Annotated in this window: 19 protein-coding genes and 1 pseudogene; 15 read left to right on the plus strand and 5 right to left on the minus strand. The window is 73.2% G+C overall.

All coding sequences use genetic code 11. The annotated features are described in order from the left end of the window. Nucleotides 1-73: 73 nt before the first annotated feature. The 3 genes from ABT014_RS25570 to ABT014_RS25580 are packed head-to-tail and all read right to left on the minus strand — an operon-like array spanning nucleotide 74 to nucleotide 4,884. Nucleotides 74-2,128, minus strand: coding sequence for a hypothetical protein (locus ABT014_RS25570; RefSeq protein WP_350641523.1), 2,055 nt, complete (start codon nucleotides 2,126-2,128; stop codon nucleotides 74-76). Between the two features lie 51 nt (nucleotides 2,129-2,179). Continuing rightward, nucleotides 2,180-4,189, minus strand: a complete 2,010-nt coding sequence (locus ABT014_RS25575; protein WP_350641524.1) for a coiled-coil domain-containing protein — start codon at nucleotides 4,187-4,189, stop codon at nucleotides 2,180-2,182. A gap of 29 nt (nucleotides 4,190-4,218) precedes the next feature. Beyond that, nucleotides 4,219-4,884: a hypothetical protein gene (locus ABT014_RS25580; protein WP_350641525.1), complete on the minus strand. Its 666-nt coding sequence runs from the start codon at nucleotides 4,882-4,884 to the stop codon at nucleotides 4,219-4,221. A 325-nt stretch (nucleotides 4,885-5,209) separates the two neighbouring features. Between ABT014_RS25580 and ABT014_RS25585 the strand changes: the two genes are divergently transcribed. From ABT014_RS25585 to ABT014_RS34595, 6 genes and pseudogenes are all read left to right on the plus strand, one after another. After that, on the plus strand, nucleotides 5,210-5,491 hold the full coding sequence (locus ABT014_RS25585; RefSeq protein WP_502895098.1) for a hypothetical protein: 282 nt from the start codon (nucleotides 5,210-5,212) through the stop codon (nucleotides 5,489-5,491). A 94-nt stretch (nucleotides 5,492-5,585) separates the two neighbouring features. Further along, nucleotides 5,586-6,623 carry a type II secretion system F family protein gene (locus tag ABT014_RS25590; protein WP_350641526.1) on the plus strand — a complete coding sequence of 346 codons (1,038 nt, stop codon included), beginning with the start codon at nucleotides 5,586-5,588 and terminating at the stop codon, nucleotides 6,621-6,623. A gap of 290 nt (nucleotides 6,624-6,913) precedes the next feature. Then, nucleotides 6,914-7,480, plus strand: a complete 567-nt coding sequence (locus tag ABT014_RS25595) for a type II secretion system F family protein (protein ID WP_350641527.1) — start codon at nucleotides 6,914-6,916, stop codon at nucleotides 7,478-7,480. Between the two features lie 97 nt (nucleotides 7,481-7,577). Continuing rightward, nucleotides 7,578-7,862, plus strand: a complete 285-nt coding sequence (locus tag ABT014_RS25600) for a DUF4244 domain-containing protein (RefSeq protein WP_502895096.1) — start codon at nucleotides 7,578-7,580, stop codon at nucleotides 7,860-7,862. Nucleotides 7,863-7,947: 85 nt separating this feature from the next. Continuing rightward, on the plus strand, nucleotides 7,948-8,304 hold the full coding sequence (locus tag ABT014_RS25605) for a TadE family type IV pilus minor pilin (RefSeq protein WP_350641528.1): 357 nt from the start codon (nucleotides 7,948-7,950) through the stop codon (nucleotides 8,302-8,304). Between the two features lie 101 nt (nucleotides 8,305-8,405). Then, nucleotides 8,406-8,660, plus strand: a pseudogene (locus ABT014_RS34595) (Rv3654c family TadE-like protein); the annotation flags it as partial. A gap of 98 nt (nucleotides 8,661-8,758) precedes the next feature. Here ABT014_RS34595 and ABT014_RS25615 read toward each other — a convergent pair. After that, nucleotides 8,759-11,191, minus strand: coding sequence for a DEAD/DEAH box helicase (locus ABT014_RS25615; RefSeq protein WP_350641529.1), 2,433 nt, complete (start codon nucleotides 11,189-11,191; stop codon nucleotides 8,759-8,761). Between the two features lie 217 nt (nucleotides 11,192-11,408). On the opposite strand from ABT014_RS25615, the gene bldG reads away from it, so the two are divergent. The 5 genes from bldG (at nucleotide 11,409) to ABT014_RS25640 (ending at nucleotide 15,316) form a co-directional block, all read left to right on the plus strand. Further along, on the plus strand, nucleotides 11,409-11,750 hold the full coding sequence (bldG, locus tag ABT014_RS25620) for an anti-sigma factor antagonist BldG (protein WP_018562186.1): 342 nt from the start codon (nucleotides 11,409-11,411) through the stop codon (nucleotides 11,748-11,750). Between the two features lie 131 nt (nucleotides 11,751-11,881). Then, nucleotides 11,882-12,307 carry an ATP-binding protein gene (locus tag ABT014_RS25625; RefSeq protein ID WP_350641530.1) on the plus strand — a complete coding sequence of 142 codons (426 nt, stop codon included), beginning with the start codon at nucleotides 11,882-11,884 and terminating at the stop codon, nucleotides 12,305-12,307. A gap of 182 nt (nucleotides 12,308-12,489) precedes the next feature. After that, a complete protein-coding gene (locus ABT014_RS25630; protein WP_350641531.1) occupies nucleotides 12,490-12,876 on the plus strand; it encodes a cyclophilin-like fold protein in 387 nt (128 codons plus the stop codon). A gap of 95 nt (nucleotides 12,877-12,971) precedes the next feature. Further along, nucleotides 12,972-13,706 (plus strand): small secreted protein, encoded by a 735-nt coding sequence (locus tag ABT014_RS25635; protein WP_350641532.1) that lies wholly within the window; start codon nucleotides 12,972-12,974, stop codon nucleotides 13,704-13,706. Between the two features lie 74 nt (nucleotides 13,707-13,780). Beyond that, the gene (locus tag ABT014_RS25640) at nucleotides 13,781-15,316 is read left to right on the plus strand and encodes a DUF7059 domain-containing protein (RefSeq protein WP_350641533.1); all 1,536 of its coding nucleotides are present in this window, start codon (nucleotides 13,781-13,783) and stop codon (nucleotides 15,314-15,316) included. Nucleotides 15,317-15,380: 64 nt separating this feature from the next. Here ABT014_RS25640 and ABT014_RS25645 read toward each other — a convergent pair whose 3' ends face one another. Next, on the minus strand, nucleotides 15,381-16,013 hold the full coding sequence (locus ABT014_RS25645; RefSeq protein WP_350641534.1) for a hypothetical protein: 633 nt from the start codon (nucleotides 16,011-16,013) through the stop codon (nucleotides 15,381-15,383). Between the two features lie 383 nt (nucleotides 16,014-16,396). Between ABT014_RS25645 and ABT014_RS25650 the strand changes: the two genes are divergently transcribed. From ABT014_RS25650 to ABT014_RS25665, 4 genes are all read left to right on the plus strand, one after another. Beyond that, nucleotides 16,397-16,933 (plus strand): hypothetical protein, encoded by a 537-nt coding sequence (locus ABT014_RS25650; protein ID WP_350641535.1) that lies wholly within the window; start codon nucleotides 16,397-16,399, stop codon nucleotides 16,931-16,933. A gap of 503 nt (nucleotides 16,934-17,436) precedes the next feature. Then, complete coding sequence (gene topA / locus ABT014_RS25655) at nucleotides 17,437-20,334, plus strand: type I DNA topoisomerase (protein ID WP_350641536.1); 2,898 nt, start codon at nucleotides 17,437-17,439, stop codon at nucleotides 20,332-20,334. Nucleotides 20,335-20,459: 125 nt separating this feature from the next. Then, nucleotides 20,460-23,735, plus strand: a complete 3,276-nt coding sequence (tmk, locus tag ABT014_RS25660) for a dTMP kinase (RefSeq protein ID WP_350641537.1) — start codon at nucleotides 20,460-20,462, stop codon at nucleotides 23,733-23,735. A 136-nt stretch (nucleotides 23,736-23,871) separates the two neighbouring features. Beyond that, a complete protein-coding gene (locus tag ABT014_RS25665; RefSeq protein WP_350641538.1) occupies nucleotides 23,872-25,086 on the plus strand; it encodes a DNA polymerase III subunit delta' in 1,215 nt (404 codons plus the stop codon). The last annotated feature ends 35 nt before the right edge of the window (nucleotides 25,087-25,121 follow it).

Genomic DNA, 25,121 nt, shown 5'->3' on the forward strand with positions numbered 1-25,121 from the left:
GCACCGGTCGGGGCCGGTGTCCCTCTGCCCGTTGTGGCTCAGATCAGGGCTGTCAGCCGCGGAATGGCCGGGCCTACGAGCGTGGCAGACGTAGGGCGGACGGGGTCGGGCGTCCGATGGGCAGGACACCGGCCACGATGAGCCGGGGAACCTCAGTGGTGCTGCGTGCGTGGTGGATGATCCAGACGCTGTCCTCGACGCTGCTGTAGCCGCCGGAGTGGCCGCTGTCGTCGCCGACCAGGAGCACGCCGAAGGGCGGTCCGGTGGCGGTGTAGTTGGCGGCTTGCGCGATGTAGCTCTTCTTGATGCGTTCGCGGGTCCATGTGGTGTCGCGGCGTTTGACCTCGGCGACGAAGCGGCTGCCGGGCTTGGGGGTGTAGGTGACGTCGGTGCGGCCGCTGGCGACGTCGATGAGTTCGCGCTGCACGGTGCCAGGGGTCAGCGTGCCGGCGAGGTGCTGGTGGAGATCGTCTTGGACGTGCTTCTCTTTCCAGTGGTCGGGGCTGCCGTCGGGCTTCTTGTGGGGGCAGGGGCCGAGGTAGGCGGTGCGGGTGCCATAGAGGTCGGCCTGGGCGTCGAAGCGGTCGTAGAGGAACCGCAGGAACTGTTCCAGCAACGTGGTGAAGTAGGAGCTGTCGCGAGGCTTCCAGGCGGGGCTGGTGGCCAGCTCCTCAAGCAGGCACTCAAGGTGGCCGTCGAGGCGGCCGTTCCCGGTCGGGGTATAGCCCTTGGACTGCTGCTGCAGGAGCTGCTCGATCCGATCCAGGAGCTGAGGGTCGAGGTCGTCGCGCAGCATCGAGGCGTCAGCTCGGAAGAGCCCGGCGAGCGTGGGGCGGCCCTCCAGGGCTTTTCCCGGCACCACCTGACCGGCTGCAGCTCCAGCGTGCCGCTGGGCCTGGACGGCCTCATACAGTGCCCGCGCGTCGGGGGAGTCGGTGAACTGCGGGTCGGTGGAGAGAGCCTGTTCGAGGTGGTGCAGCAGTCCGTTGCTGCGAACGAACGCGGCCTCCACAGGCGGGCTCACCAGTGCCGTCAGGCCGCCAGACCCGCTGGCCTGGGCGGTGTGGATGCTGCGGCTGGTGACGTACACGTCCAGCAGGTCGCCTAGGGTGCCGGCTGGGTCGTACCAGCTGGGCTGGTCCAGGTGGGTGCGGGCGTTCTGGAGCGAGGTGACGAGCCGGGACCAGGCGCTCTGCGCCAGTCCACGGGCGCTGAGCCAGTCCAGCTGGTGCATGCCGCGGGTCCACTCGGCCAACTGCATGGTCGTTGCATCCAGTCGGTCGGCCGCCTCGGCCAGACGCTGTTCGGCGGGTATGGGCGTCGCGGGCTGCTGGTCGAGTTCACCGAAGGTGAGGACCGCGTCCAGGGCGGCGGCGTGGGCTCGGGCGTCGAGGCGGGCTTCATGGGTGCGGTCGAGGTCCTTGAACCGCATCAGGGCTCGGCGCAGATTCTCTTCGACGGCGGAGCGGTCGGACGCCTCCAGGGCGGTGCGCATGTCTGCGACGGCCAGTTCGAAGCTGGCGTCTGCCCGGGTGCCCGCTGGCAGTTCGGTCTGGCTCTCCAGCGTGCTTAGGACGTCGAGCAGGGTGTCGTCGCCGAAGTGGTCGTGGGCGACGCCGACCAGGATGGGCAGCCGCTCCAGCGCTTCAGAGGGCTCGTTACCTGTGATCTCGGCGAGCAAGGCCAAGAGGCGGTGAGGGGTGGCCATCTGCGCGACGGCCAGGCGCAGCAGTCCGGCGACGGCTGGCTGGGCCAGGGCGGCGTCGGCATCCCCGGCAAGCGCGGCTTCAGCGTGGTCGGCAAGGTCCCGGATGGTCCGGCTGCCGAGGCGGGTGGCCAGGGCTGGGTGGGCACACACCACGTCGATCGCGTCGGCCAGCACCCAGGCGGCCTGCGGGTTCCGTAGCCCCCGGGCTGCGGCGTCGAGCAACTGCCGGGCCTGTTCGCCATCCATGACGTCCAGACCACGGCCGAGCGCGGTGAGGAGGTATGGCAGGAGGGGCCCGGCAGCGAGCTGGTCGGCTTCTGTCAGGACCGCCTCGGTCCCGCCGAGGTCAGCGAGCGACGGGCCGGCCTCCAGCTCGTCGTCGGTCGCGTGGCTGGCCCAGTCCTGGAGCGTCTGGTCCACGCTTGAGGCCACGGTCCTCTCCTTGTCGCCGGCCGGTTCGGAACGAGCAGCTTAGAACAGGTGTTCACCGTTGCTGGTGATGAGGTGCTCCGATGGGAGGGCATCGACGAGCTCGGGCTGCGCCGTGGTGAGAACGACCTGCAACTCGGGAAGTTCTGCGGCGATGGCCTGTAGCTCGGCGATCAGCGTGCGGGCGGGAACCTCAGTGACCTCCTCGGCGGCGACCGAGTCGATCAGAAGGAGGCTAGGGTGCGCGGTAACGCCACGGTCAGCACCCACACGCAGGAGCGCGATGACGGTCGCGATCCGCATACGGAGCCGGTCACCGCGGCTGAGCATCTTGAACGGGGTCTTCACCCCGGCTTTGACGGCGTTGACCTTGCCGGAGCGGTCGAGCTTGACGCTGTCGAGATTCTGCACACCGAACCGTGTTGCGAGCTCGACGATTGATGCGTTCATCGCCGGGAACAGCTGCTTCGCCGAAGCGTCGACCGCCGCACGGACGGCTTCCTCCGTGGCGGCCAGGACTCGGGCGGACATCGAGACCGGCGGAACTGACGGTGTGGATCCGGTTGCCTCAAGCCGTCCGCGGAGCTCTGCGGCCCGAATCTCCAGGTCACGCAGTCGGCCATGGGCCTGCGAGGTAGCGAACCCCTGCTCCAGGCCAGCTGCCGACTCGCGCTGGTTGGCCAGAGCGGTCTGTACCGCCTCTACCGCTCTCGAACGCTCGCCGGTCACCTCCCGCTCCGTCTCCCGCGCCCTCGCCAGGGCCTGATCCAGCTCCTCCAGCAGCACTTCGGCGGTCTCCGTGTCGACCTCGGGCAGCGGCCGCGTGCACACCGCGCAGTTCGCGTGCTCGCGCTCTGCGCCGCGTCGCTCGCCGCCCAGTGGTTCCTCGCACCGCGGGCAGCACACCGGGTCCAGCCGTCCCAGGACCCGCCGGGCCTGCCAGGTCTCGCGGGCATCGAGAAGTCCCTGCTCGGCACGCATTCGCGCCGCGGACACCTCCGCGAGCGTCTGTTCGGCCTCCGCAAGCAGCGCCCGCTTCTCGCGCAGTTCTGCCGTGGTCTGGTCGGCGGCCTGCAGCAGAGGGGAGATGTCCTGGGTAGCTGCCCGGCGTCCCGCCTCGATCTGGCCGGTCACGCTGGCGAGTTCGGTCTGCCACGCATCACGCTCGGTGCGGCGGGCCTCCGCGTCTCCCTCCGCCCGGCGCTGCCCCTGCGTAATCGTCTTCTTCTCCCGCTTCCCGGCGACCGACAGTTGGGTGAGGGCCGTGCTGTAGGGGATGTCGACGAACAGGTCCATGAGCCGCGCGGAGACACCTGCGGCAGAAACGTCACCAAGCAGGATCTCGTCGCCGCCGGGGTTGAGGTAGCAAGCCCCGAAGTACGACGCCCATCCGTGGACCTCTGGGGCCCCTTGACCATCGGCGCCGCCGGTCGGCCGCCACAGATTCGTATGCTCCATACGCAGCGCGTCCATGAAGAACTCGCCGATACACCGCCTGACCTCGTCGTTGCCGGAGGCGGTCGCAAGAACGCGAAGCGCATCGTCGTTCGCAGCGAGCAGCTGCTCGCTGGAGTCCCCGGCAAGGATCCGACCCCGGAGCTGGGGGTGCGGCTGATCATCGACGTCCAGCACGATGCGGATCGGCCGGCCCGCCACCGCGAGGTCCACGCTCAGATGCCGCAGCCACGAGCGGACATCGGGCGGTAGATCGCGTGGCGCGCCGCGCAACGGGAAGACAAGGAACTCCAGCAGGCTAGTTTTCCCGGCACTGTTGGCCGGGTGGACGATCGCCCACACTCCCGGAGTGAAGTGCCGCTCCACGGTGAAGTCGTCGCTCGAGTGCTTTGTTCCGCTTGCCCGCAACCGCAGGATATGCAGCCGCCGGTCGGCGGCGGCTGGGCTCTTCAAGGTGATGTTCGCCTCGGCCAGGGCCCGCTCGACCTGTACCGACGTCAGCTCCAGCTTCCCCGCGACCTCGCTCAGAATCTCGCCAGCGCTGGGAACGGCAGACGGATCCTGCCGGTTGGAGCGGGCCGGGTCGGGCGCGGTCATGGAGCCTCCTGGTCGGTGGTGCCCGCGGCTCACGGGCGCTGTGCTGCTTGCAGTTCGCGCAGTCGCTCGCGGGCCTGCCCGGTGATGGGGCCGATGTGTCTGCCCCACGGGGTATCGGCATAGTCGCGGAGCAGGTACTGCCGGTCCTTCAGTTGTGAGCCGCCGAGACCGTCGACCAGGTCCACGACCAGCCGAGTGCGCACGGCGTACCACGCCAGTGCGGGTGCCTCAGCGACCATCGACTGAGCTACCTGCCGGCCCTGCTCAAGCAGGAAGTAGATGTGCTCCACCACCCGCTCGTGTCCGAGGACTTGCGTCTTGCGGAGCAGCCCTCGTTCCACCAATGGTGCTAGCGCATCATCGAGCTCCTCGAACGCTCCGTACTTGTAGCGCAGCATCGGGAAGCGCCGAAGATCTGGCTCCTCCGACTCCAGAATCTCCGCAGCAACCTCTAGCAGCCGTGGAACGTCCGGAGTGGCCTCGTACTCATTCATCAGCTCGTAGGCGAGGTAGTCGGGGTTGCGCACCCAGAAGTCGAGCTTCTGCAGGCGCACTTGGGTGCGGACCACTCCGACGGTCAACGGTGGCACCACCTCACGGTCGGCCGGTGGCTTTGCAGCGGCGTTGATCAGCAATAGCAGCCGCACCGAGTCCTGCCAGCGACTGGCCCGACGCACAGCCGCAGACGCGCCCATCGCGCTCCTTCGTCTCGTCAGGCCCGCCCCGGGCCTCTGAACGCTCATCCTGGCAGCGAACCGGCTCGGGGATCCAGTGATCGGACAGACCCGTGTCGTACCGTCTCGCTCCTGATCCAAGGCGGACCAGGTTCGGCTGGCAAGTCACTGATGGTCGGGAGTGTCTGACGTACTGAACGATCTGATGGCCAAGTCCGGATGACTATTCACTGGAACGTGTAGTTCAGTCTGCAGGTCAAGAGACCAGGGACTGAACTTTCTGCAGTCGTCCGACAGCGGGTGCGGCACGGTCCACGCCAACTCCGCAGCCGACGTCCCCATCCGCCTGGAGGCACTCGGCGCGTTGGCCGGCCTCGACCGCCATTCGCTGCACAGCCAGGTGCGTGCCGCCCTCGACCTCATCGTCCATCTGGTGCGGGACCAGGCGACCGGGCGGCGCCGGGCAGCCTCCCTGCACGTCCTCACCGGCGACCAGCAGGGGCTGGCCAGGGCGACGCTTGCCGTGGAGTTCGGCCCGGACGGCGCCTGCCGGCCGGGGCCCGGCTGGGCCGGGCTGCGGCAACGATGCGCCGCTCGGGGCGTCGAGCTGCCGAGGGGGATCGGATGAGTGGGCGTCACATCGAGATTGCCGGTGTCGTGCTGCTCATCGTGGTGGCGGTCGTCGCCTGGCGGTTGCTGCAGTCGGCGGGCAGGAGGCCTCGGTGATCCGTCTTGGACCGGTGCCACCGATGGCCGGACTCGCTGGTCTGGCGACGGGCTTCTGGTGCGGCCTGGCGCTGCTACGGCGAAGGGCGCGTTCCGCCCGCCGGACACGTGCACTGTTCGGTTCCTCGTGGACCGTCGGAGGCGGCGTGCGGGGCCTCGGCCTGAGGCTGGGGCGACAGATCAGGGTGCTGAGACCCTACTGGCTGGTCCCGGAACTGATCTTGCTGCCGCTGGGTCTGCTGCTCTGCCTGGTCACCCGCTCGCCGATCCCGGCGCTGGGAGCACTGGCGGCCGTCCGGCCGCTGCGTCGCTGGCGGAAACGCCGCCGGACAGCGGCGCGGGCCCGACAGCGGGCCGCCGCGGTGATCGACCTCTGTGCAGGGATCGCCGTCGAGCTCCGGAGCGGGGCAACGGCCGAGCAGGCGCTCTGTGCCGTCGTCGAGCGGTCCGGCCCCAGGCTCAGCCACACCCTGGGGGCGGAGCCTGCAGCAAGGCTGCGCGCCGCCCCGTACGGCGCGGACGTCCCCGCAGCGTTGCGGCTCGCGGCCGAGCTGCCCGGCGGCCGTGGCGCGGCTGCCGTCGCAGCCTGCTGGCAGATCACCACCGAGAGCGGATCCGGCTTGGCCTCCGGGCTCGACCAGGTGGCGGACGCACTGAGGGCCGAGCGGGCGCTGAGCGAGGAGATCGCGGGCGAGCTCGCCGGGCCGCGTGCGACGGTCGCCCTGCTCGCGATGTTGCCGGCCGTGGGCCTGCTCCTCGGGTACGCGCTCGGCGCGCATCCCGTGCGGATCCTGCTGCACACCCCGGCGGGGCTGATCTGCCTGCTCGGCGGGGTGCTGCTGGAGACGGCAGGTCTCCGGTGGACGTCCCGCATCGTACGGGCGGCCGAGGGCGGCGGAGGTGCTCGCACTGGCGAACCCGCGGCTGCCGGACGGCCGGTCTCGACCGCTCCTGCTACCACTGCTACCGCGCCGGAGCCGGCTACCTGCGGACTCTCCCGGGTACGGCCTGCATGGACGGAGGTCGGCGGATGAGCGCCGTGCCACTGCTGTCGGCGCCGCCGGCGGTCACGTTCGACCTCGCCGTCCCGTCGCTGCTGCTCACGGCAGCCGGGTGCGCGGCTACGGACTCCGAGTTCTGGAGGGTCAGGAAGCGTCGGATACTGCGGTCGCGGTTGGGCCGTTGTCCGGGCCTTGCCAGCGAGCCCGCGACAGAGTCTGGGGCGCGACAGCCTGCTGAGGAGCCGACCCGATGGCCCGTACGCCGGATCCGTGCGCTGGTCTCCTCGGAGCGGGCTCTGCCAGCCCTGGCCGGGCTGGGTGCGGTGGCACTGCTGGGCGTGCCCCTCGGGCTGCCGGCCGGGGCTCTGATCGGCCTGGCGATGTGGCGATGGTTGCCGAAGCGCGGATCGCCCGCCGCTCGGCAGGCTGCGGACGAACAGGCGCAGTTGGCCCGGCAACTGCCTCTGGCAGCCGACCTCTTGGCGGCCTGCCTGGTATCGTCCCCGTCGCCCGCCCGGGCCGCGGCTGCGGTGGCGGTCGGGGTGGATCCGCCGATGAGCACCAGGCTGGCCACGGTCGCGGCGCAGCTCGCGCTCGGAGCGTCGCCGGAGGACAGCTGGGGGCGGCTCGCGGACGACTGCCCTACGCTCGCGCCGCTGGCCAGGTGCCTCGTCCGAACCAGCCTCAGCGGCGCCCCGCCGGGGGAGTCGCTGACCGGCCTGGCGCAGCTGCGGCGGGCCGAGGCCGGCCGCGCGGCGCGCGCCAGGGTCCGGCGTGCCGGTGTGCTGGCGACGGCGCCACTCGGCGCGTGCTTCCTCCCCGCGTTCGTCCTCGTCGGCGTCGTGCCCACGGTCATGGGCCTCAGCGAATTGTTCGCCGGGCGGCTCTGACGCTGCTGGACCGCGTGAGCCCATCCCAGGATCCCGATCCCTTCCCACGCACCTCGACCCCGGTCGGGAACTCAAGCCCACCATCAAGGAGCTCACCATGAGCGTGATCAGCCCTGTCCGCCTCCGCCTGCGTCCGTTCCTCCACCTCGCCCGTCCTCCCCACATCGGTCGCATGCTGCGCCACGGAGCGGCATGGTTGCTCGGCAGAGTCCGACGTCTGCGCAGTCCCGGCAGCCGTGACGCCGGGATGACCACGGCCGAGTACGCCATCGGTACCGTCGCTGCCTGCGCCTTCGCGGCGGTCCTGTACCGCGTGGTGAGCAGCGGAGCCGTCGCGGATCTCCTCACCGAGCTGCTCGGGCGGGCCCTCCATGCGGTCTGACCCGGCGGCCTGCCTCCGCAGTTGCCGACGCCGTGGCGGCCGATGGCGAGGCACGACCGGAGGGCGCGGTGCGGACGGCGGATTCGTGACGGCCGAGACCGCGGTGGCCCTCCCGGCGCTCGTGCTCGTGGCGGCGATGCTCGTCTCCGGGGTGCTGGCGGCTGCCGGCCAGGTCCGCTGCGTCGACGCTGCCCGGCTCGCCGCGCGGGCGGCGGCCCGCGGAGACGCGGATGCCGTCGCACTCGCGCTGCGGGCTGCGCCGCGCGGCGCCTCGGTCCGGCTGGTCCGGGACGACCTGACCGTCCGGGTGACGGTGGAAGCCCCGTGCTTCGGTCCTGGCCGGATCGGCACGGTCCTGCCGGTCCGGCTCGGGGCGACCGCCGTGGCTGCTCGCGAGGACGTCTTCGGCACGGCGGCGGGAGGTGAGCCGTGGCCGGCCTGAGGCCCGGTCGCCTCATCGGTCGGGGCCGGCTCAGGGCCCGGCAGGGTCGCCCCGCACGGGCCCGGCTGCCGGGCGCGGCGGCGGACCGGGGCTCGGCCACGGTGTGGCTGGTCGCGCTGTCCGCGCTGGGCTGCTTGGTCTTCGCGGTCAGCCTCGAGGTCGGTGCCGTGGTGGCGGCGCGGCACCGCGCGGAGTCCGCAGCCGACCTCGCGGCCCTCGCGGCCGCCGACCGGATGCTGGTCGACTCCGACGGCGGGTGCGCGCGGGCGGCACTGATCGCCGGGCTGCAGGATGCCGAGCTGGTCTCTTGCGCCCTTGCCCCCGGAGAGGACGGCGTCGAGGTGGTGGTCCAGGTCCCGGTGCGGGGGCTGTCCGTGCCGGTCGGGCCTGCCCGGGCGAGATCCCGTGCCGGACCGGTGTGGGGATGGGGGCCCGAGGGGGAGCAGACGCCTGCTCAGACCGCCGACTGGTCGGGCGCCGGGTCCGGGGCAGGGTCCTCTCCACCGCCGCCCTCTCCACCGCCGGCCTCCCCACCGTCCGCCTCCGTGCCGCGCGCCCCTGCCCCGGGCCGGTTCGGTGCGCCCGCCAGCAGGATGCCGAGCAGCCGCACCGCCGCAGCCTTGTCCAGCGGATCGTTGCCGTTGCCGCACTTGGGCGACTGCACGCAGGAGGGGCAACCCCGCTCGCACTCGCAGGCGGCGATGGCGGCGCGGGTCGCCGTCAGCCACTCGACCGCACGGGAGAAGCCGCGTTCGGCGAAGCCCGCACCACCCGAGTGGCCGTCGTACACGAAGACGGTCGGCAGGCCGGTGTCCGGGTGCAGCGGCACGGAGACACCACCGATGTCCCACCGGTCGCAGGTGGCGAAGAGCGGGAGCAGCCCGATCGAGGCGTGCTCGGCGGCGTGCGCGGCGCCGGGCAACTGGTCGACGGGGATGTCGGCGTCGAGCAGCTGGTCCTCGGTCACCGACCACCACACTGCTCGGGTCCGCAGGGTCCGGGGCGGCAGGTCAAGCTTGCTCTCCCCAAGGATCTCGCCGGTGGAGATTCGCTTCCGCAGGTATCCGACGACCTGGTTGACCACTTCCACCGACCCGAAGCTGAGTCGGGCCTCGCCCCACTCCTCGGTGGTGTCGGTGGACAACACGGAGATGGAGGTGATGTCCCTGGCAGAGGTCGTGTAGGGCGGGTCGGCCCGCTCCACCAGAGCCACCGAGGTCTCCAGGTCGAGGTCCTGCACCAGGTAGGTACGGCCCTGGTGCAGGTGGATGGCGCCGGTGTGCACGGTGGTGTGGGCGGCAGCGGCGTCCACCGTCCCCAGCAGCCGGCCGGTCGGGGCCTCGACGATCTGCACCGGGTTTCCGCCGCTGCCCCTGAGGTCCACCCCGTCCACGGCCCGCTCGCGGCGGGTCCAGTACCAGGAGCCGTCGGCGCGCCGACGCAGTAGCCCGCGCTTCTCCAGCACGGGCAGCAGGTGAGCGGTGGACGGTCCGAACAGGTCGAGGTCCGGCTCGGTCAGCGGGAGCTCGGCGGCGGCGGCGCACAGGTGCGGAGCCAGCACGTGGGGGTTGTCCGGATCCAGCACGGTGGCTTCGACCGGGGTCGCGAACAGCGCCTCCGGGTGGTGCACCAGGTAGGTGTCCAGCGGGTCGTCCCGGGCGATCAGCAGCGCCAGCGCGCCCTGTGCCTCCCGGCCCGCCCGGCCGGCCTGCTGCCACAACGAGGCCCGCGTGCCGGGGTAGCCCGCCATCAGGACGGCGTCCAGCCCCGACACGTCCACACCGAGTTCCAGCGCAGAGGTGGAGGCCACGCCGAGCAGCCGTCCCGAGTGCAGGTCGCGTTCCAGCGCCCGGCGTTCCTCCGCCAGGTATCCGCCCCGGTACGCGGCCACCCGGGCGGCCAGCGGTTGGCCGAGTTGGTCCTGGGCCTGGAGGGCGACCAGTTCCGCCCCGCGTCGGGAGCGGACGAAGACCACTGTCCGGGTGCCGGTCTCGACCAGTTCGGTGAGCAGGTGGCCGGCCTCAGCGGTGGCCGTGCGGCGTACGGGCGCGCCGTGCTCGCCGACATTTTCGGTCAGCGGCGGCTCCCACAGCCCGAACACCAGCGGCCCGCGCGGCGAGGCGTCGTCGGTGACCGCCACCGCGGGCAGCCCGGTGAGGCGCTGCGCGGTGGCCGCGGGCTCCGCGGTGGTGGCCGAGGCGAGCACGAAGGTCGGCTCGGCCCCGTAACGGGCGCACAGGCGCCGGAGCCGCCGCAGCACCTGGGCGACGTGGGAGCCGAAGACGCCCCGGTAGCTGTGGCACTCGTCGATGACGACGTACTTGAGCGCCTTCAGGAAGGTGGACCAGCGGGGATGAGCGGGCAGGATGCTCCGGTGCAGCATGTCCGGGTTGGTCAGCACGTACGAGGCGTACTGGCGGACCCACTCGCGCTCCTCGCCGGGGGTGTCGCCGTCGTAGAGGGCGACCCGGACCCGGCCGGGCACCAGTTCGGCGGCGCGCCGGCGCTGATCGGCGGCCAGTGCCTTGGTCGGAGCCAGGTAGAGCGCGGTGGAGCCGCGTCCGTTCCGGGCCTCGGTGCCGTCGAGCAGTTCGCTGAGGACCGGGGCCAGGTAGCCGAGCGACTTGCCCGAGGCGGTGCCCGTCGCGATCACCACGGACCGGCCGCCCGCGGCGAGTGCCATCGCCTCCGCCTGGTGGGCCCACGGCTCCGCCACGCCGAGGGCCGCGGCCGCCGCCATGATCTCCGGGCGGATTCCTTCAGGCCAGGGTGCGTAGCGGGCCGCACGGGCGGGCAGATGCTCCGTATGGGTGAGGCGGTCCGATCGGCCCCGGTCGGCGGACAGGGTCGTGAGCAGAGCCTCGGGCTGGTGATGACGGGGCGGCATGGAGACCCAGTGTGTCACCGGCGTGACGGAGAATCGCCCCAAGCCATCGTGCGGGCATGGTCACAAGTGGTTGAATGAGGCCGTGACGGCCGCACGGCCGAGGGTCGCAATGCCGAGGCCGAGCCGCGGCTTGTGTGCCCCTGGCCTGCGACCACGCGGTGGCGGCCACCTGGCCGAAGATCGCAATGACGTAGCAAGGCAAGGTGCTGGAGGTTCCGTGGACCTGTCCCTGTCGACCCGTACAGTCGGCGATCGCACGGTCGTCGAGGTTGGCGGCGAGATCGATGTGTACACCGCCCCGAAGCTGCGCGAGCAGCTGGTCGAGCTCGTCAACGACGGCAGCTACCACTTGGTCGTCGACATGGAAGGCGTCGACTTCCTCGACTCGACCGGTCTCGGCGTTCTGGTCGGTGGCCTGAAGCGGGTGCGGGCGCACGAGGGCTCGCTCCGTCTGGTGTGCAACCAGGAGCGCATCCTCAAGATCTTCCGGATCACCGGTCTGACCAAGGTGTTCCCGATCCACACTTCGGTGGACGAGGCCGTCGCGGCGACCGACTGATCGCGTTCCGGGTGCCGGTGGGGCCGTTTTGCGCGGCCCCGCCGGTCCGGGATGCCGACACTGCCCGTGCGGTGGCCGGGAGCCGGTGTGCTCCGGGCCGGTCGCCGGGAGCAAACCCCGGAGGGGGATAGATGGCAACCGTCGAACTTCGATTCAGCGCGCTTCCCGGCCATGTGCGCACGGCCCGGCTGGTGGCAGCCGCGGTGGCGAGACGCGTCGGGGTGGACGAGTCGGTGCTGGACGAGGTCCGGCTCGCGGTCGGCGAGGCCTGCTCGCGCGCCGTCGGCCTGCACCAGCGCAGTGGCATCGACGGGACGGTCAGGGTCGCGCTCACCGATCAGGAGAAGCGTTTCCTCATCGAGGTCGAGGATGAGGCCGGGCCGATCGGCCGCCCCGCCGAGGGCGGGGGCGGCGACGGTGACGCGGAGGTGGGCGAGGAGGACCTCGGCCTCGCGGTGATCACCGGGCTGGTCGAGGAGGTCGAGGTCGACAACGGCGCCGAGGGCGGGCTGCTCCGGATGAGCTGGCCGATCGCCAACGTGCCCGTCGAGGCCTGAGCCCCACGGACCGAACGCGCCGCACGTACTGCACCTCCGGCACGTGCCGGTCGGCCACGTGCCGCACTCCCGCATCGCGGACCCGTCTCCCCGAGACTCCATTGACAATTTGTTGAAGCAGCGGTTCCCTGCTCTCCGGCGCGACCGGTGATTCGTCACCACGTCCGGGAGAGGGACACCCCATGCGGATACGCATTCTCTGGCCTGCCGGGCAGGCCACCGCCCTGCTGCGTTCGACGCCCACGTCGGAGGCGCTCTGGGCGGCGCTGCCGATCGATTCCTCGGCCAACACCTGGGGCCAGGAGGTCTACTTCGGCACGCCCGTCGCCGTACCGAGGGAGCCCGACGCCCAGCAGGTCGTCGAGCCGGGCACGGTCGCGTTCTGGACGGACGGCGACAGTCTGGCGCTCCCGTACGGCCCGACCCCGGTCTCGCGCGGGGACGAGTGCCGGCTGGCCGGCCCCTGCAACCTGCTCGGCGCGCTGGAGGGCGATCCGCAGGTGCTGCGGACGGTCCGGGACGGCGACCCGATCCGGGTCGAGCGCGCCGGAGACCGGCTCCCGACCTGACGCTATGTGGGTGGTCCGCCCCGGCCGGTGCGGTGGGGGCGGACGGCCGTGTAGGTTCGCTGGTCGATGACCCGGACCGCCGAAAGGGCCCACTGGTGAACAAGCGACTGCTGGCCGTGACCACACTCGGTGCGGTTCTCGCGCTCGGCGCCGCCGCGTGCACGGACGACAACACCGCCGACCTGAGCAATTGGGCGAAGGGCGTCTGCGACGCGGCCCAGAGCCCGATCGCCCAGTCCAGGACCGCCCTCGCCGACACCGCGAAGGTGGCGCCCGAGGAGGCCCCGGCCGATCTGCAGAAGCGGCTGTCGGCAGATCTGGCCGCGCTCGGCAAGACCAACCAGGACCTCGCGGACGCCATCGACAAGGTGGGCGCGCCCAAGGTCGACGACGGCGCCACGGTCCAGAAGGACGCCGTCGGCGAGCTCAAGCAGGCCGCGCAGGGGTACCAGGACGCGCAGAAGAAGCTCGACGGGCTGCCCACCACCGACCAGGCGAAGTTCGCGGACGGGCTGCGCAGCGTCGGCGACCAGGTGCAGCGGCTGTCGCAGCTGTCCACCCAGGCACTGGGCCGGCTGCAGAGCGGCACCCTGGGTGACGCGATGAAGAAGCAGCCGGGCTGCAAGGCCGCCGCCCCTGGCGCGGCTCCGGGCACCGGTGGCACCGACCCGACCACGGCCGGCTCCTCGTCTGCCGGAGACGCCGGCACGCCGAGCACCGGAGCCGCCACCGGCCCCACTGGCTCCACCGGATCGCCCGCAGCCTCGCCGACCGGCACCGCGCAGGCATCCGCCGGGGCGCCCACCGGCTCGGCGTCGCCCACCGGCTGAGCCGCGCAGCCGTCCCAGGGCTCGCCCTGCCGCGCACGGCCGGACGCGGGCGGGCGGCGGGGGACAATGGCGGGGTGACCAGTAGCCCCGCTCTTGACCTCGCCCGCCTCGCCGCACTCCGCGAGGCGCTGCTCGCCGCCTCGTTCACCGCCGACGGGTGCCTGGATCTGCTCGGGCCGACCGGCTACGCGGCGCTGGCCCGCAGCGAGGCGGTGCCCGCGCTGCGGGCGACCCGTGGCGGTACACCGCTGGAGACGCTGGTGCGGCTGTTCCTGCTGCAGCAGCCCGTGCCGTACGCGGCCGCCGAGGCGGCCCTGCCGGTGGCGGACTGCCTGGCCGACGGCTGGCTGGCGCAGGACGGCGGCGAGCTCCGGGCGACCGTCGACATCCGCCCGTACGCCAACGAGGTGGCCGGGCTGGACAGCGCGGACGCCTGGGTGGTCTCCGACCTCGGCTGCGCCGTCGGCGGTGCCGGCGGGATCGGTTCCGGCGAGACCGCGGCCGGGGTGGCCCGCAAGGACCTGGTGCTCGGCTTCGGCGGTGCCTCGACCACGCTCGCCAACCTGACCGTGCGCAGGCCGGTCCGGTCGGTGCTGGACCTCGGCTCCGGATCCGGCGTGCAGGCGCTGCACGCGGCCCGGCACGCCCAGCAGGTCACGGCCACCGACCTCAACCCGCGGGCGCTGCACTTCACCCGGCTGACCCTGGCGCTGTCCGGCTTCGACCACACCGAGGTCCTGGCGGGCAGCCTGTTCGAGCCGGTGGCCGGCCGGAAGTTCGACCTGATCGTCTCCAACCCGCCGTTCGTCATCTCCCCCGGCAGCCGGTTCGTCTACCGGGACGGCGGGATGGCCGGCGACGAGCTGTGCCGGACCGTGGTGCGCAACGCCGCGGCGCACCTGGAGCCGGGCGGCTACTGCCACCTGCTCGCGAACTGGCAGCACGTCAAGGGCCAGGACTGGCACGACCGGCTGGCCGGCTGGGTGGCCGGCACCGGGCTGGACGCCTGGGTGGTGCAGCGCCAGGTCCAGGACGTCGCCGAGTACGCCGAGCTGTGGCTGCGCGACGGCGGCGACCACCGGGGCCCCGGCTCCGACTACCAGGCCCGCTACGGCGAGTGGCTGGACGCCTTCGAGGCCGCCGAGGTCGAGGGCATCGGCTTCGGCTGGATCACGCTGCGGGCCGGCGGCGCGGCCGATCCCGCCGTCCGGGTCGAGGAGTGGCCGCACCCGGTCGAGCAGCCGCTCGGTCCGCACATCGACGCCTGGTTCGCCCGGCAGGAGTTCCTGCGCACCCACGACGACGCGGCGCTGCTGGCCGCGCGGTACGTGCTCGCGGACGAGGTGGTCCAGGAGCAGGTCGGCGCCCCCGGCGCGGAGGACCCGGAGCACGTGATCCTCCGTCACAACCGAGGCATGCGGCGGGCGACCAAGGTGGACACGGTCGGTGCCGGGTTCGTCGGAGTCTGCGACGGCACGCTGGCCGCCGGGGAGATCGTCGACGCGATCGCCCAGCTGCTCGGCGAGGACCGGGTGGTGCTGCGCGACCGGGTCCCGGAGTCGCTGCGGATGCTCACCGAGCAGGGGTTCATCGAGCCGGTCACGGCCTGACCCCGGGTGGCGGGGGCAGCCGCCCCCGCCACCCTCGCCGGCTCAGTACGGGCTCAGCGCGGGCTCAGGGGTGGAACAGCTCGGCGATCGTGGTGACCCGGCCCGCCGAGTCCACCGTGACGTCGTAGTTGTCGCCGAAGCACTGCTCGCCGTCGGCGTGCGCGAGGCAGCCGCCGAGGTGCTCGACCAGCGTCGGGAGGGGAACGGCGCGCTGCGCGGAGCCGGCGCCGAGGTCGACCACCGTCGCGGTCGCGCCGGAGGCGAAGTGGTACGGCTGCGCGGACCCGGTCGCGGTGTAGTAACCGTCGTTGTCGACGTCGGGGCCGCAGGTGAAAACGGTCTTCTGCGCGGTCAACCCGGTGGCGGACACCGCCGTCACGTGCACCACCTGGTGACCCGGGCGCTGCGCCGCGGCCGTGCAGTCGACCACGGGGGACGGCTTGCCCGACGGCTTCGCGGAGGTCTTCCCGGTGGGCCTTCCGGATGGCTGCGCAGTGGGCGTGGCGCCGGCACCGGCGCTGGCCGTCCCGGTGCCCGCCGCACCTTCCCCGGCCGTGGTGGCGGAGGTGACCGGCGAGGCGGCCACGGTGCTCGGGTTGCCCGCGTCGGCGCCCTCCGGGTCGCAGGCCGTGAGGCCCAGCACGGTGGCGGCGAGCAGGGCGGTGACGGTGACGTTGGCGATGCGGTGTCCGGACATGGTTGACCCCCTGTGGATGGCCCGGCCGCACCTCGTGGTCGCCCATCGAGGTCGCGGTCCGAGGTCGCGCTCCGATGCCAGGAGGACGGGGCCGTGGCGCACCCGGGTTGCGCCGGTTGCGGGCCTGTGACGTGACGGTCACGCGGGGCCGTCCCGGCCATGACAGCCGGGGCCGTCCCGGCCGTGACAGCCGGGGCTGGTGCGACGGGTGACGTACCGTCATGGCGGCGCGCCGGTGCGTCCCGATGCGCCGCCCGGGTGGGATCGTTCACCTTTCGGTCGTCCCGACGTTCCCTGCCGTCCTTCGAACGTCGGTGCGGGGTTGTCCGCCGCCTGCGACTCTCTGTCCACAGGCTTGTGGACAGAGGATCGAGGAGGCCGTGGTGGAGGAGCCGACGGCGCTGGCGGCGGGGGTCGTGCTCGCCGTGTTCGGCAGCGCACTCCTGCTCTGGTGCGCCGCCGAACTGCGCCTTCGCCACCGTCTGCGCCGACACGGCGTCCGGGTCACCGCCCGGGTCGTGGCCGACGGCGATCAGGGGCGCACCCCCTACCTGGAGTCGTACGGGGACGCCTTCGGCGAGCTCGACAGCGCGCCGCTGCTCGCCTACCCGGTCGGCTCGCGGGCGGAGGCCGGCACGCTGCGCGCCGTCCCGGACACGGCTGTCGACGGCCCGGCCGGATCCGGCCGCTCCGGGACCGTCCTGGCCCGCCCGCGCGGGCACACCCCGCTGCGCCGTCCGGCCCGGTTGGTGCCCGGGACGGACGTGCAGGTCGCGTACGACGTACGCCGGCCCGGCCGGGTGGTGCTGGCGGGTACGGACGCGGCGCCGGCGCTGCTCAGCGACCTGTTCTGGGCCCTGCTCGGCACCAGCACCCTGGCCGGCGGACTCAGCCTGCTCGGCGCCGCCCTGATCCGCTGACCTTCCGGGACAGCCGGCCGAGGACCCGCCGGATCCACAGGAGATCCACCGGAGATCCACCGGTCCCGGACCGCCCCGCCCGCCGTTCCGAGCCGGTCGCCACCGCTCCCGTCCGACCGGCGCCCGGCAGCCCCCGCCCCCGCCACGGCCCCGCTCGGGCCTCCCGCAGCCACCCCGAGCCCGCCGTCGCGGCTGAGCGCCCGTCAGCCATCGAGCTGCCGAATCCGGCCGCCGAGCTGCCCCGCAAGGCCTCCGGGAGAGCGGAAAGCCTGATCTGCGCAGCGCAAAGGCACGGCATCGGGTTACCGTTCGAGTGGCGTCGGTCGGCCTAGCCGGTGAAAAAACTGGATCCGTCCGTTTGACAAGGGTGGCCAGGGTACGGTCACACTCCGCTGGTGGGGCCGTCGTACAGCGGCTGCCCCGGTCGGCGGCTGGGCGGGTGCATCCCTCCCTCTGCCGGCCGCGCCACCAGCACAGATAACGACCGGGAGAGAAGAGCGAAGGTGTCCCCGAGCAGCGAGACCGCGCACGGCAAGCGACTCGTCATCGTCGAGTCGCCGGCCAAGGCGAAGACGATCAAGGGCTACCTTGGCCCCGGCTACATCGTCGAGGCCAGCGTCGGGCACATCCGCGACCTGCCCGGCACGGCCGCCGAGGTTCCCGACAAGTACACCGGTGAGGTGCGCCGCCTCGGAGTCGACGTCGACCACGACTTCGCGCCGATCTACGTGGTGAACGCGGACAAGAAGTCCCAGGTCACCAAGTTGAAGTCGCTGCTCGCCGAGTCCGACGAACTCTTCCTGGCCACCGATGAGGACCGCGAGGGCGAGGCGATCGCCTGGCACCTGCGGGAGGTGCTCAAGCCCAAGGTGCCGGTGCACCGGATGGTCTTCCACGAGATCACCAAGGACGCCATCCAGGAGGCCGTGCGCAACCCGCGCGAGCTGAACCAGCGCCTGGTCGACGCCCAGGAGACCCGCCGCATCCTCGACCGCCTCTACGGCTACGAGGTCTCGCCGGTGCTGTGGAAGAAGGTCATGCCGAAGCTGTCGGCCGGCCGCGTGCAGTCCGTCGCGACCCGCCTGGTGGTGGAGCGCGAGCGCGAGCGGATCGCCTTCCGCTCCGCCTCGTACTGGGACCTGGTGGGCACCTTCGGCACCGGCCGGACCGCCGCCGACGCCGCCAACCCGGAGACCTTCGGCGCCCGCCTGGTCGCGGTCGACGGGAAGCGGATCGCCACCGGCCGCGACTTCGGCCAGGACGGCGTGCTGAAGACCGCCAACACCCTGCACCTCGACGAGCAGGCCGCCCGCGCGCTGGCCGCCGCCCTGGAGCAGACCGCGTTCTCGGTGCGCAGCGTCGAGTCGAAGCCGTACCGCCGCTCGCCGTACGCGCCGTTCCGCACCACCACGCTGCAGCAGGAGGCCAGCCGCAAGCTGGGTTTCGGTGCCAAGCGGACCATGCAGGTGGCGCAGAAGCTGTACGAGAACGGCTTCATCACCTATATGCGTACCGACTCCACCACCCTTTCGGAGACGGCGATCTCGGCCGCCCGCGCGCAGGTCACCCAGCTGTACGGGGCGAACTACCTGCCGGACGCGCCGCGCACCTACGCCAGCAAGGTGAAGAACGCCCAGGAGGCGCACGAGGCGATCCGCCCCTCCGGCGACCGCTTCCGCACCCCGGCCGAGACCGGCCTGTCCGGTGACGACTTCCGGCTCTACGAGCTGATCTGGATGCGGACCGTCGCCTCCCAGATGAAGGACGCCGTCGGCCAGTCGGTCACCGTCCGGGTGGGCGGCCGGTCCGCCGACGGCCGGGACGCCGAGTTCTCCGCCTCCGGCAAGATCATCACCTTCCACGGCTTCCTGAAGGCCTACGTCGAGGGCGCCGACGACCCGAACGCGGAGCTCGACGACCGCGAGCGCCGGCTGCCCCAGGTCGCCGAGGGCGACCCGCTGGCCGCCGAGCAGCTCAACCCCGAGGGCCACGCCACCAAGCCGCCGGCCCGCTACACCGAGGCCTCGCTGGTCAAGGAGCTGGAGGACCGCGAGATCGGTCGCCCCTCCACCTACGCCTCGATCATCGACACCATCATCAACCGCGGGTACGTCTTCAAGAAGGGCACGGCACTCGTCCCGTCCTTCCTGTCCTTCGCGGTGGTCAACCTGCTGGAGAAGCACTTCGGCCGGCTGGTCGACTACGACTTCACCGCCCGGATGGAGGACGACCTCGACCGGATCGCGGCGGGCGAGGCCCAGTCCGTGCCGTGGCTGAAGCGGTTCTACTTCGGCGAGGGCGAGGGCCTGACCGCCGGCGGCGCGGCCGACGCGGGCAACGGCGACGGCGACCACCTCGGCGGCCTCAAGGAGCTGGTCACCGACCTCGGCGCGATCGACGCCCGGGAGATCAGCTCGTTCCCGCTGAACGACGAGATCACCCTGCGGGTCGGCCGCTACGGCCCGTACGTGGAGAAGGCCTCGCAGGTCGAGGGCGAACCCGGCCAGCGCGCCGACATCCCGGACGAGCTGCCGCCGGACGAGCTCACCGTCGAGCTGGCCGAGGAGCTGCTGGCCAAGCCGAGCGGCGACTTCGAGCTGGGCCCCGACCCGGTCGGCGGGAACATGCTGGTCGCCAAGGACGGCCGGTACGGCCCCTACGTGACCGAGATCCTGCCCGAGGGCACCCCGAAGACCGGCAAGAACGCGGTCAAGCCCCGCACCGCCTCGCTGTTCAAGACGATGTCGCTGGACACCGTCACCCTCGAGGACGCGCTGCGGCTGCTCTCGCTGCCCCGCGTGGTCGGCGCCGACCCCGAGGGCCAGGAGATCACCGCGCAGAACGGCCGGTACGGCCCGTACCTCAAGCGCGGCACCGACTCCCGCTCGCTGACCAGCGAGGACCAGCTGTTCACGGTCACCCTGGACGAGGCGCTGGCGATCTACGCCCAGCCCAAGCAGCGCGGCCGGGCCGCCGCAGCGCCGCCGCTCAAGGAGCTCGGCACCGACCCGGTCAGCGAGCGCCCGGTGGTGGTCAAGGACGGCCGCTTCGGCCCGTACGTCACCGACGGCGAGACCAACGCGACGCTCCGCAAGGACGACGACGTGGAGACCATCACGCCGGAGCGCGGCTACGAGCTGCTGGCCGAGAAGCGGGCCCGCGGGCCGGTGAAGAAGACCGCCAAGAAGGCACCCGCGAAGAAGGCCACCGCCACCAAGACGGCGGCCACCAAGACGGCGGCCACCAAGACGGCGGCCAAGAAGACCGCCGCGAAGAAGACGGCCGCCAAGAAGACCACGACGGTCAAGAAGACCGCCACGGCCAAGACGGCGGCGGCCAAGAAGACCACCGCGGCCGGGACCGCGGCCGGTCCGGCGACCTCGGAGTCCGAGGAGAGCTGATCGCGTTCGAATCGCGGGTCCGTGCCACCGGCGCGGGCCCGCGGTCCGTCACAACCGTGTCATGAGGCCGCCCCAGGGACCCCGCGGCCCCAACTGGCGCCTGCCCCGACCGCTACGCTGACGGTATGACGAGCGAGGAGCAGCCCACCAACCGCACTGGCGTGCCCGCCCTGCCCGACGTGGCCCCGGCCGGCACCCCCGGCGAGCGGGCCCGAGCGCTGCTGCGGCTGCGCCCGTACCGTCGGCTGTGGACGGCGCAGCTGGTCGGCGGCACCGCCGACCGGCTCGGGCTGCTGGTGCTGCTGCCGTTGACGGTGATCGCCGCCGTGCTGGGCGGTCAGTTCGGCCACGGCTACCGGCAGCTGGCGCTGGCGCTGGCCGCCGTCTTCGGCGCCCGGCTGCTCGCCACCCTGCTGTTCGGGGTGGCGCTGCTCGGCCCGGTGCACAAGCTGGCCGGCGGCCGGCTGGACGGGCGGTGGAGCCTGTTCGGCGCCGACGCCGTCCGGGCGGTGCTGATCGGCCTCGCCCCGTGGTGGGTCACCTGGGCCCCCGGGTCGGCCGTGTGGCCGCTGCTCGCCACCGCCTTCGTGGCCGGCGCCGCCGAGCGGATCTGGACCATCGGCAAGGCCGCCGCCGTACCCGGCCTGCTGCCGGCCGCCGATCCGTACGCACCCGCCGCCGAGCGCCGGCCGTCCGCCGCCGGCCTGGACGCGGTCCGCACCCTGGACGGCCGCACCGGCTGGGCCACCGTGCCGCTGGCCGCCACCGCGCTGGTGCTGCTCACCCTGCTGAACAACGTCTTCGCCGCCGCCGGCTCGCACTGGCTGCGGGCCAACCAGGCCACCACGGCGGCGCTCGGCGCCGCCCTGCTGTTCGCCGCCTCCGCCGTGCTGATCTACCTCCAGCAGCTGCCCTCGGCCGGACCGGTCGCGCCCCGCTCGCCGCTCCAGGGCCTGCGCGCCCCGACCGACGCCGCCCCCGGCGGTTCGGCGCTGCGCAAGGGCCGCACCGGCTCCGCGCCCTACTTCACCTTCGCCGTCGCTGCCGCCTACGCCACGATGGCCGGCGTCGGCGCGCTCGGCCTGCTCACCGCGGTCGACCACCGGGCCGGCCCGATCGGGTACGGCCTGCTGGTGCTCGCCGCGGCCGGCGCCCCCGCGCTCGGGATCCGGCTGACCCGGGCGACCCTGCCCGCGCTCTCCCGCCGTCGCCTGCTCGCGCTGGCGCTGCTGGTCGAGGGCGTCACCCTGATCCTGGCTGGCCTGGTGCTGGACTTCGTGCTGGTGCTGCTGCTCACCGTGCTGGCCGGCCTGGCCGCCGGGGTGGTGGTGGCCACCGGCCGTACCCTGCTCGCCCAGGAGATCGAGGAGTCCCGGCTGCCCAAGGTCACCGAGCACCTGTACGCGGTGCTGCGGACCGTGGTCGCCGCCGCGCTGGTCGGTCTGCCGCTGATCGCCGCCGCCTACGGCGAGGTCGAGTACGGCGAGATCCGCCCCGGCGGGTTCACCTTCATCCACGGGGGCGCCGCGCTGGCCGTCCTCACCGCCGGACTGCTCACCCTGGTGCTGGCCGCCGTGGTGCTGCTGAAGACCGACGACCGGCGCGGCACCGTGCCGCTCGGCCGCGAACTGGTCCAGGCCCTGCGCGGCTCCGCCACCGTGGCGCCGCACCGCACCACCGGCACCGGCTTCTTCATCGCCCTGGAGGGCGGGGACGGCGCCGGCAAGTCCACCCAGTCGCAGGCCCTGGCGGAGTGGATCCGCAGCAAGGGCCACGAGGTGGTGCTGACCCGCGAGCCCGGCGGCAGCCCGATCGGCCAGCGGCTGCGCTCGCTCGTCCTGGACGTCGGCAACACCGGCCTCTCGCACCGCGCCGAGGCGCTGATCTACGCGGCCGACCGCGCCGAGCACGTGGAGAACGTGATCCGTCCGGCGCTGGCCCGCGGCGCCGTGGTGATCACCGACCGGTACATGGACTCCTCGATCGCCTACCAGGGCGCCGGCCGGGACCTGGCCGCGACCGAGGTCGCCCGGATCTCGCGCTGGGCGACCGGCGGCCTGGTGCCCGACCTGACCGTGGTGCTCGACGTCGACCCGGCGGCAGCCCGCGAGCGCTTCACCGAGGCGCTGGACCGGCTGGAGTCCGAGCCGACCGAGTTCCACCAGCGGGTCCGCTCCGGCTTCCTGGCCCTGGCCGCGGCCGACCCGGCCCGCTACCTGGTGGTCGACGGCAGCCAGCAGGCCGCCGCGGTGACCACCGCGATCCGCCACCGGCTCGACCGCGAGCTGCCGCTCTCCGACCAGGAGCGCGCCGCCAAGGCCGAGCAGGACCGCCTCGCCCGCGAGGAGGCCGCCCGGCGGGCCGCCGAGGAGGTCCGCAAGCAGGCCGAGGAGGCGGAGAGCGAGCGCAAGCGGCAGGAGCTGCTGGAGCAGCTGCGCGCCGAGCAGGCCGAGAAGGACCGCCTCGCCAAGCTGGAGGCCGAGCGGGTCGCGGCCGAGGCCGCCCGCCGCGCCGCCGAGGAGGCCCGGCTCAAGGAGGCCGAGGAGGCCAGGGTGCGGGCCGAGGCGGAGGCCGTACGGCGGGCCGCCGAGGAGGCCCGGCTCGCGGTCGAGGCCGAGGAGCGCAAGCGGCAGGAGGCGGAGGCCGCCGCCCAGGCCGAACTCCAGCGCCAGCGCGAGCTGCAGCGGGAGGAGCAGCGCCGGCGTGCCGAGGAGGCGCTGCAGCGGGCTGAGGAGGCGCGGCTGCGGGCTGAGGAGGCGCGGCTGCGGGCCGAGGCCGAGGCTGCTGCTGCCGCCGCCGAGGCTGCCGCCGCGGCGAGCCCGGCGCCCGCGGAGGAGGCCGTCACGGCCGAGCTGCCGCAGGTCGCGCCGGAGGAGACCACGCAGGAGATCTCGGAGGAGCAGCGGGCCGCCGCCGTGCGGGCCGCGGCCGAGCGGACCTCGGTGCTCCCCAAGGTGCCGGCCGTGGACGAGACCGCGGTGCTGCCGACCGTCGGCGCCGTGGACGAGACCGCAGTGCTGCCGCCGGTGCGGCCGGCGTCGCGGGAGCGGGGCACCGACGACGGTGGCCGTGCTGACGGTGACGCTGCCGACCGGGGTACCCGGGATCGCGAGGCCCAGGACCGGATTCCGCCCCGGATGTGGCGGGAGGAGAAGGCCGGGTCCGGCGCGCAGGACGGCCCGGAGGACGGCCCGCAGGCGGTCGACACCACCCGCGAGCTGCCGGCCGTCGAGTCCCGCCCGCGCCCGGACTGGGCGGAGGAGACCCCGATGGACGACCTGCCGAGCCTGACGGACACCCTGCTCGGCTCCCGCGACGAGTGGGCCCAGTGGGAGCCGTCCGACCAGCAGAGCACCCCGGAGGAGCCGCGCGGGCTGTTCCGCAAGCGCCGCCGGGACTGACCGGCGCATCGACGGACGAGGTCCGGCCCCGCACCCGCGGCGCCGGACCTCGCCGCTTCGCCTGGGACGGCGCAGCGGTGTCCGGGCCGGGCGTTAGGCTCGATGGTCAGGCGGGGTCGGCGGCAGGGAGCGCGGCGTGAGTGTGTGGGACGACCTGGTCGGCCAGGAGCGGGTGGTGGAGCAGCTGGAGGCGGCGGCCCGCGCCGCCCGGGCGACCGTGCTGGCCGGACGCGGCTCGACCGGCCCGCAGCCGGGCACCAACGCCTCGCTGATGACGCACGCCTGGCTGTTCACCGGCCCGCCGGGTGCCGGGCAGATCACCGCGGCCCGGGCGTTCGCCGCGGCCCTCCAGTGCACCAGCCCCGACCTGGAACTCGGCGGCACCCCCGGCTGCGGCTTCTGCGACGGCTGCCACACCGTGCTCGCCGGCAGCCACGCCGACGTGAAGTACGTCCGCACCGACGGCCTGTCCATCGGCGTCGGCGACATGCGCGCCCTGGTGCTGCGCGCCTCCAGCTACCCGACCGGCGGCCGCTGGTCGGTGATCCTGGTCGACGCCGCCCACCGGCTCACCGAAGCCGCCGCGAACGCCCTGCTCAAGGGCGTCGAGGAGCCCTCGCCCCGGACGGTCTGGCTGCTCTGCGCCCCCTCCGTCCAGGACGTGCTGCCGACCATCCGCTCGCGCTGCCGGCTGCTGGTCCTGCAGACCCCGCCGGCCGAGGCGGTCGCGGACATGCTGATGCGCCGCGACGGCGTCGACCCGCAGACCGCGCGGATGGCGGCGCTGGCCGGGCAGGGCGACATCGAACGGGCCCGCCGGCTGGCCGTCGACGACCAGGCCAGGGCCCGGCGGGCGGACGTGCTGCGGATCCCGCTGGAGGTCGGCGACCTGGGCGGCTGCCTGATGGCCGCGCAGCGGCTGGTGGACACCGCCAAGGCCGACGCGGACGCGCTCGCCGAGACCCGCGACGCCAAGGAGACCGACGACCTGCGGGCGGCCTACGGGGCGGCCGAGGGCAGCCGGGCGCCGCGCGGGATGGCCGGCGCCGTCAAGGAACTGGAGAAGCGGCAGAAGAGCCGGGCCACCCGTACCCGCCGGGAGACCCTCGGCACCGCCCTGGGCGACCTGCTCGGCTTCTACCGGGACGTGCTCGCCGTCCAGTTCGGCGCCACCGGCCCGCTGGCCAACGAGGACCAGCGGCCGGCCATCGGCAAGGTCGCCGGGGCCGGGGTGCCCGAGCAGACGCTGCGGCGGATCGAGGCGGTGCTGGAGTGCCGGCAGGCACTGGACCGCAACGTCGACCCACTGCTCGCGGTCGAGGCGATGACGGTGGCGCTGCGCGCCGGCTGAGCCGGAACACCGCTTCCGTCCCGGTCCCCAGTCCC

The organism is Kitasatospora sp. NPDC094015 (assembly GCF_040304075.1).
GTDB lineage: Bacteria > Actinomycetota > Actinomycetes > Streptomycetales > Streptomycetaceae > Kitasatospora.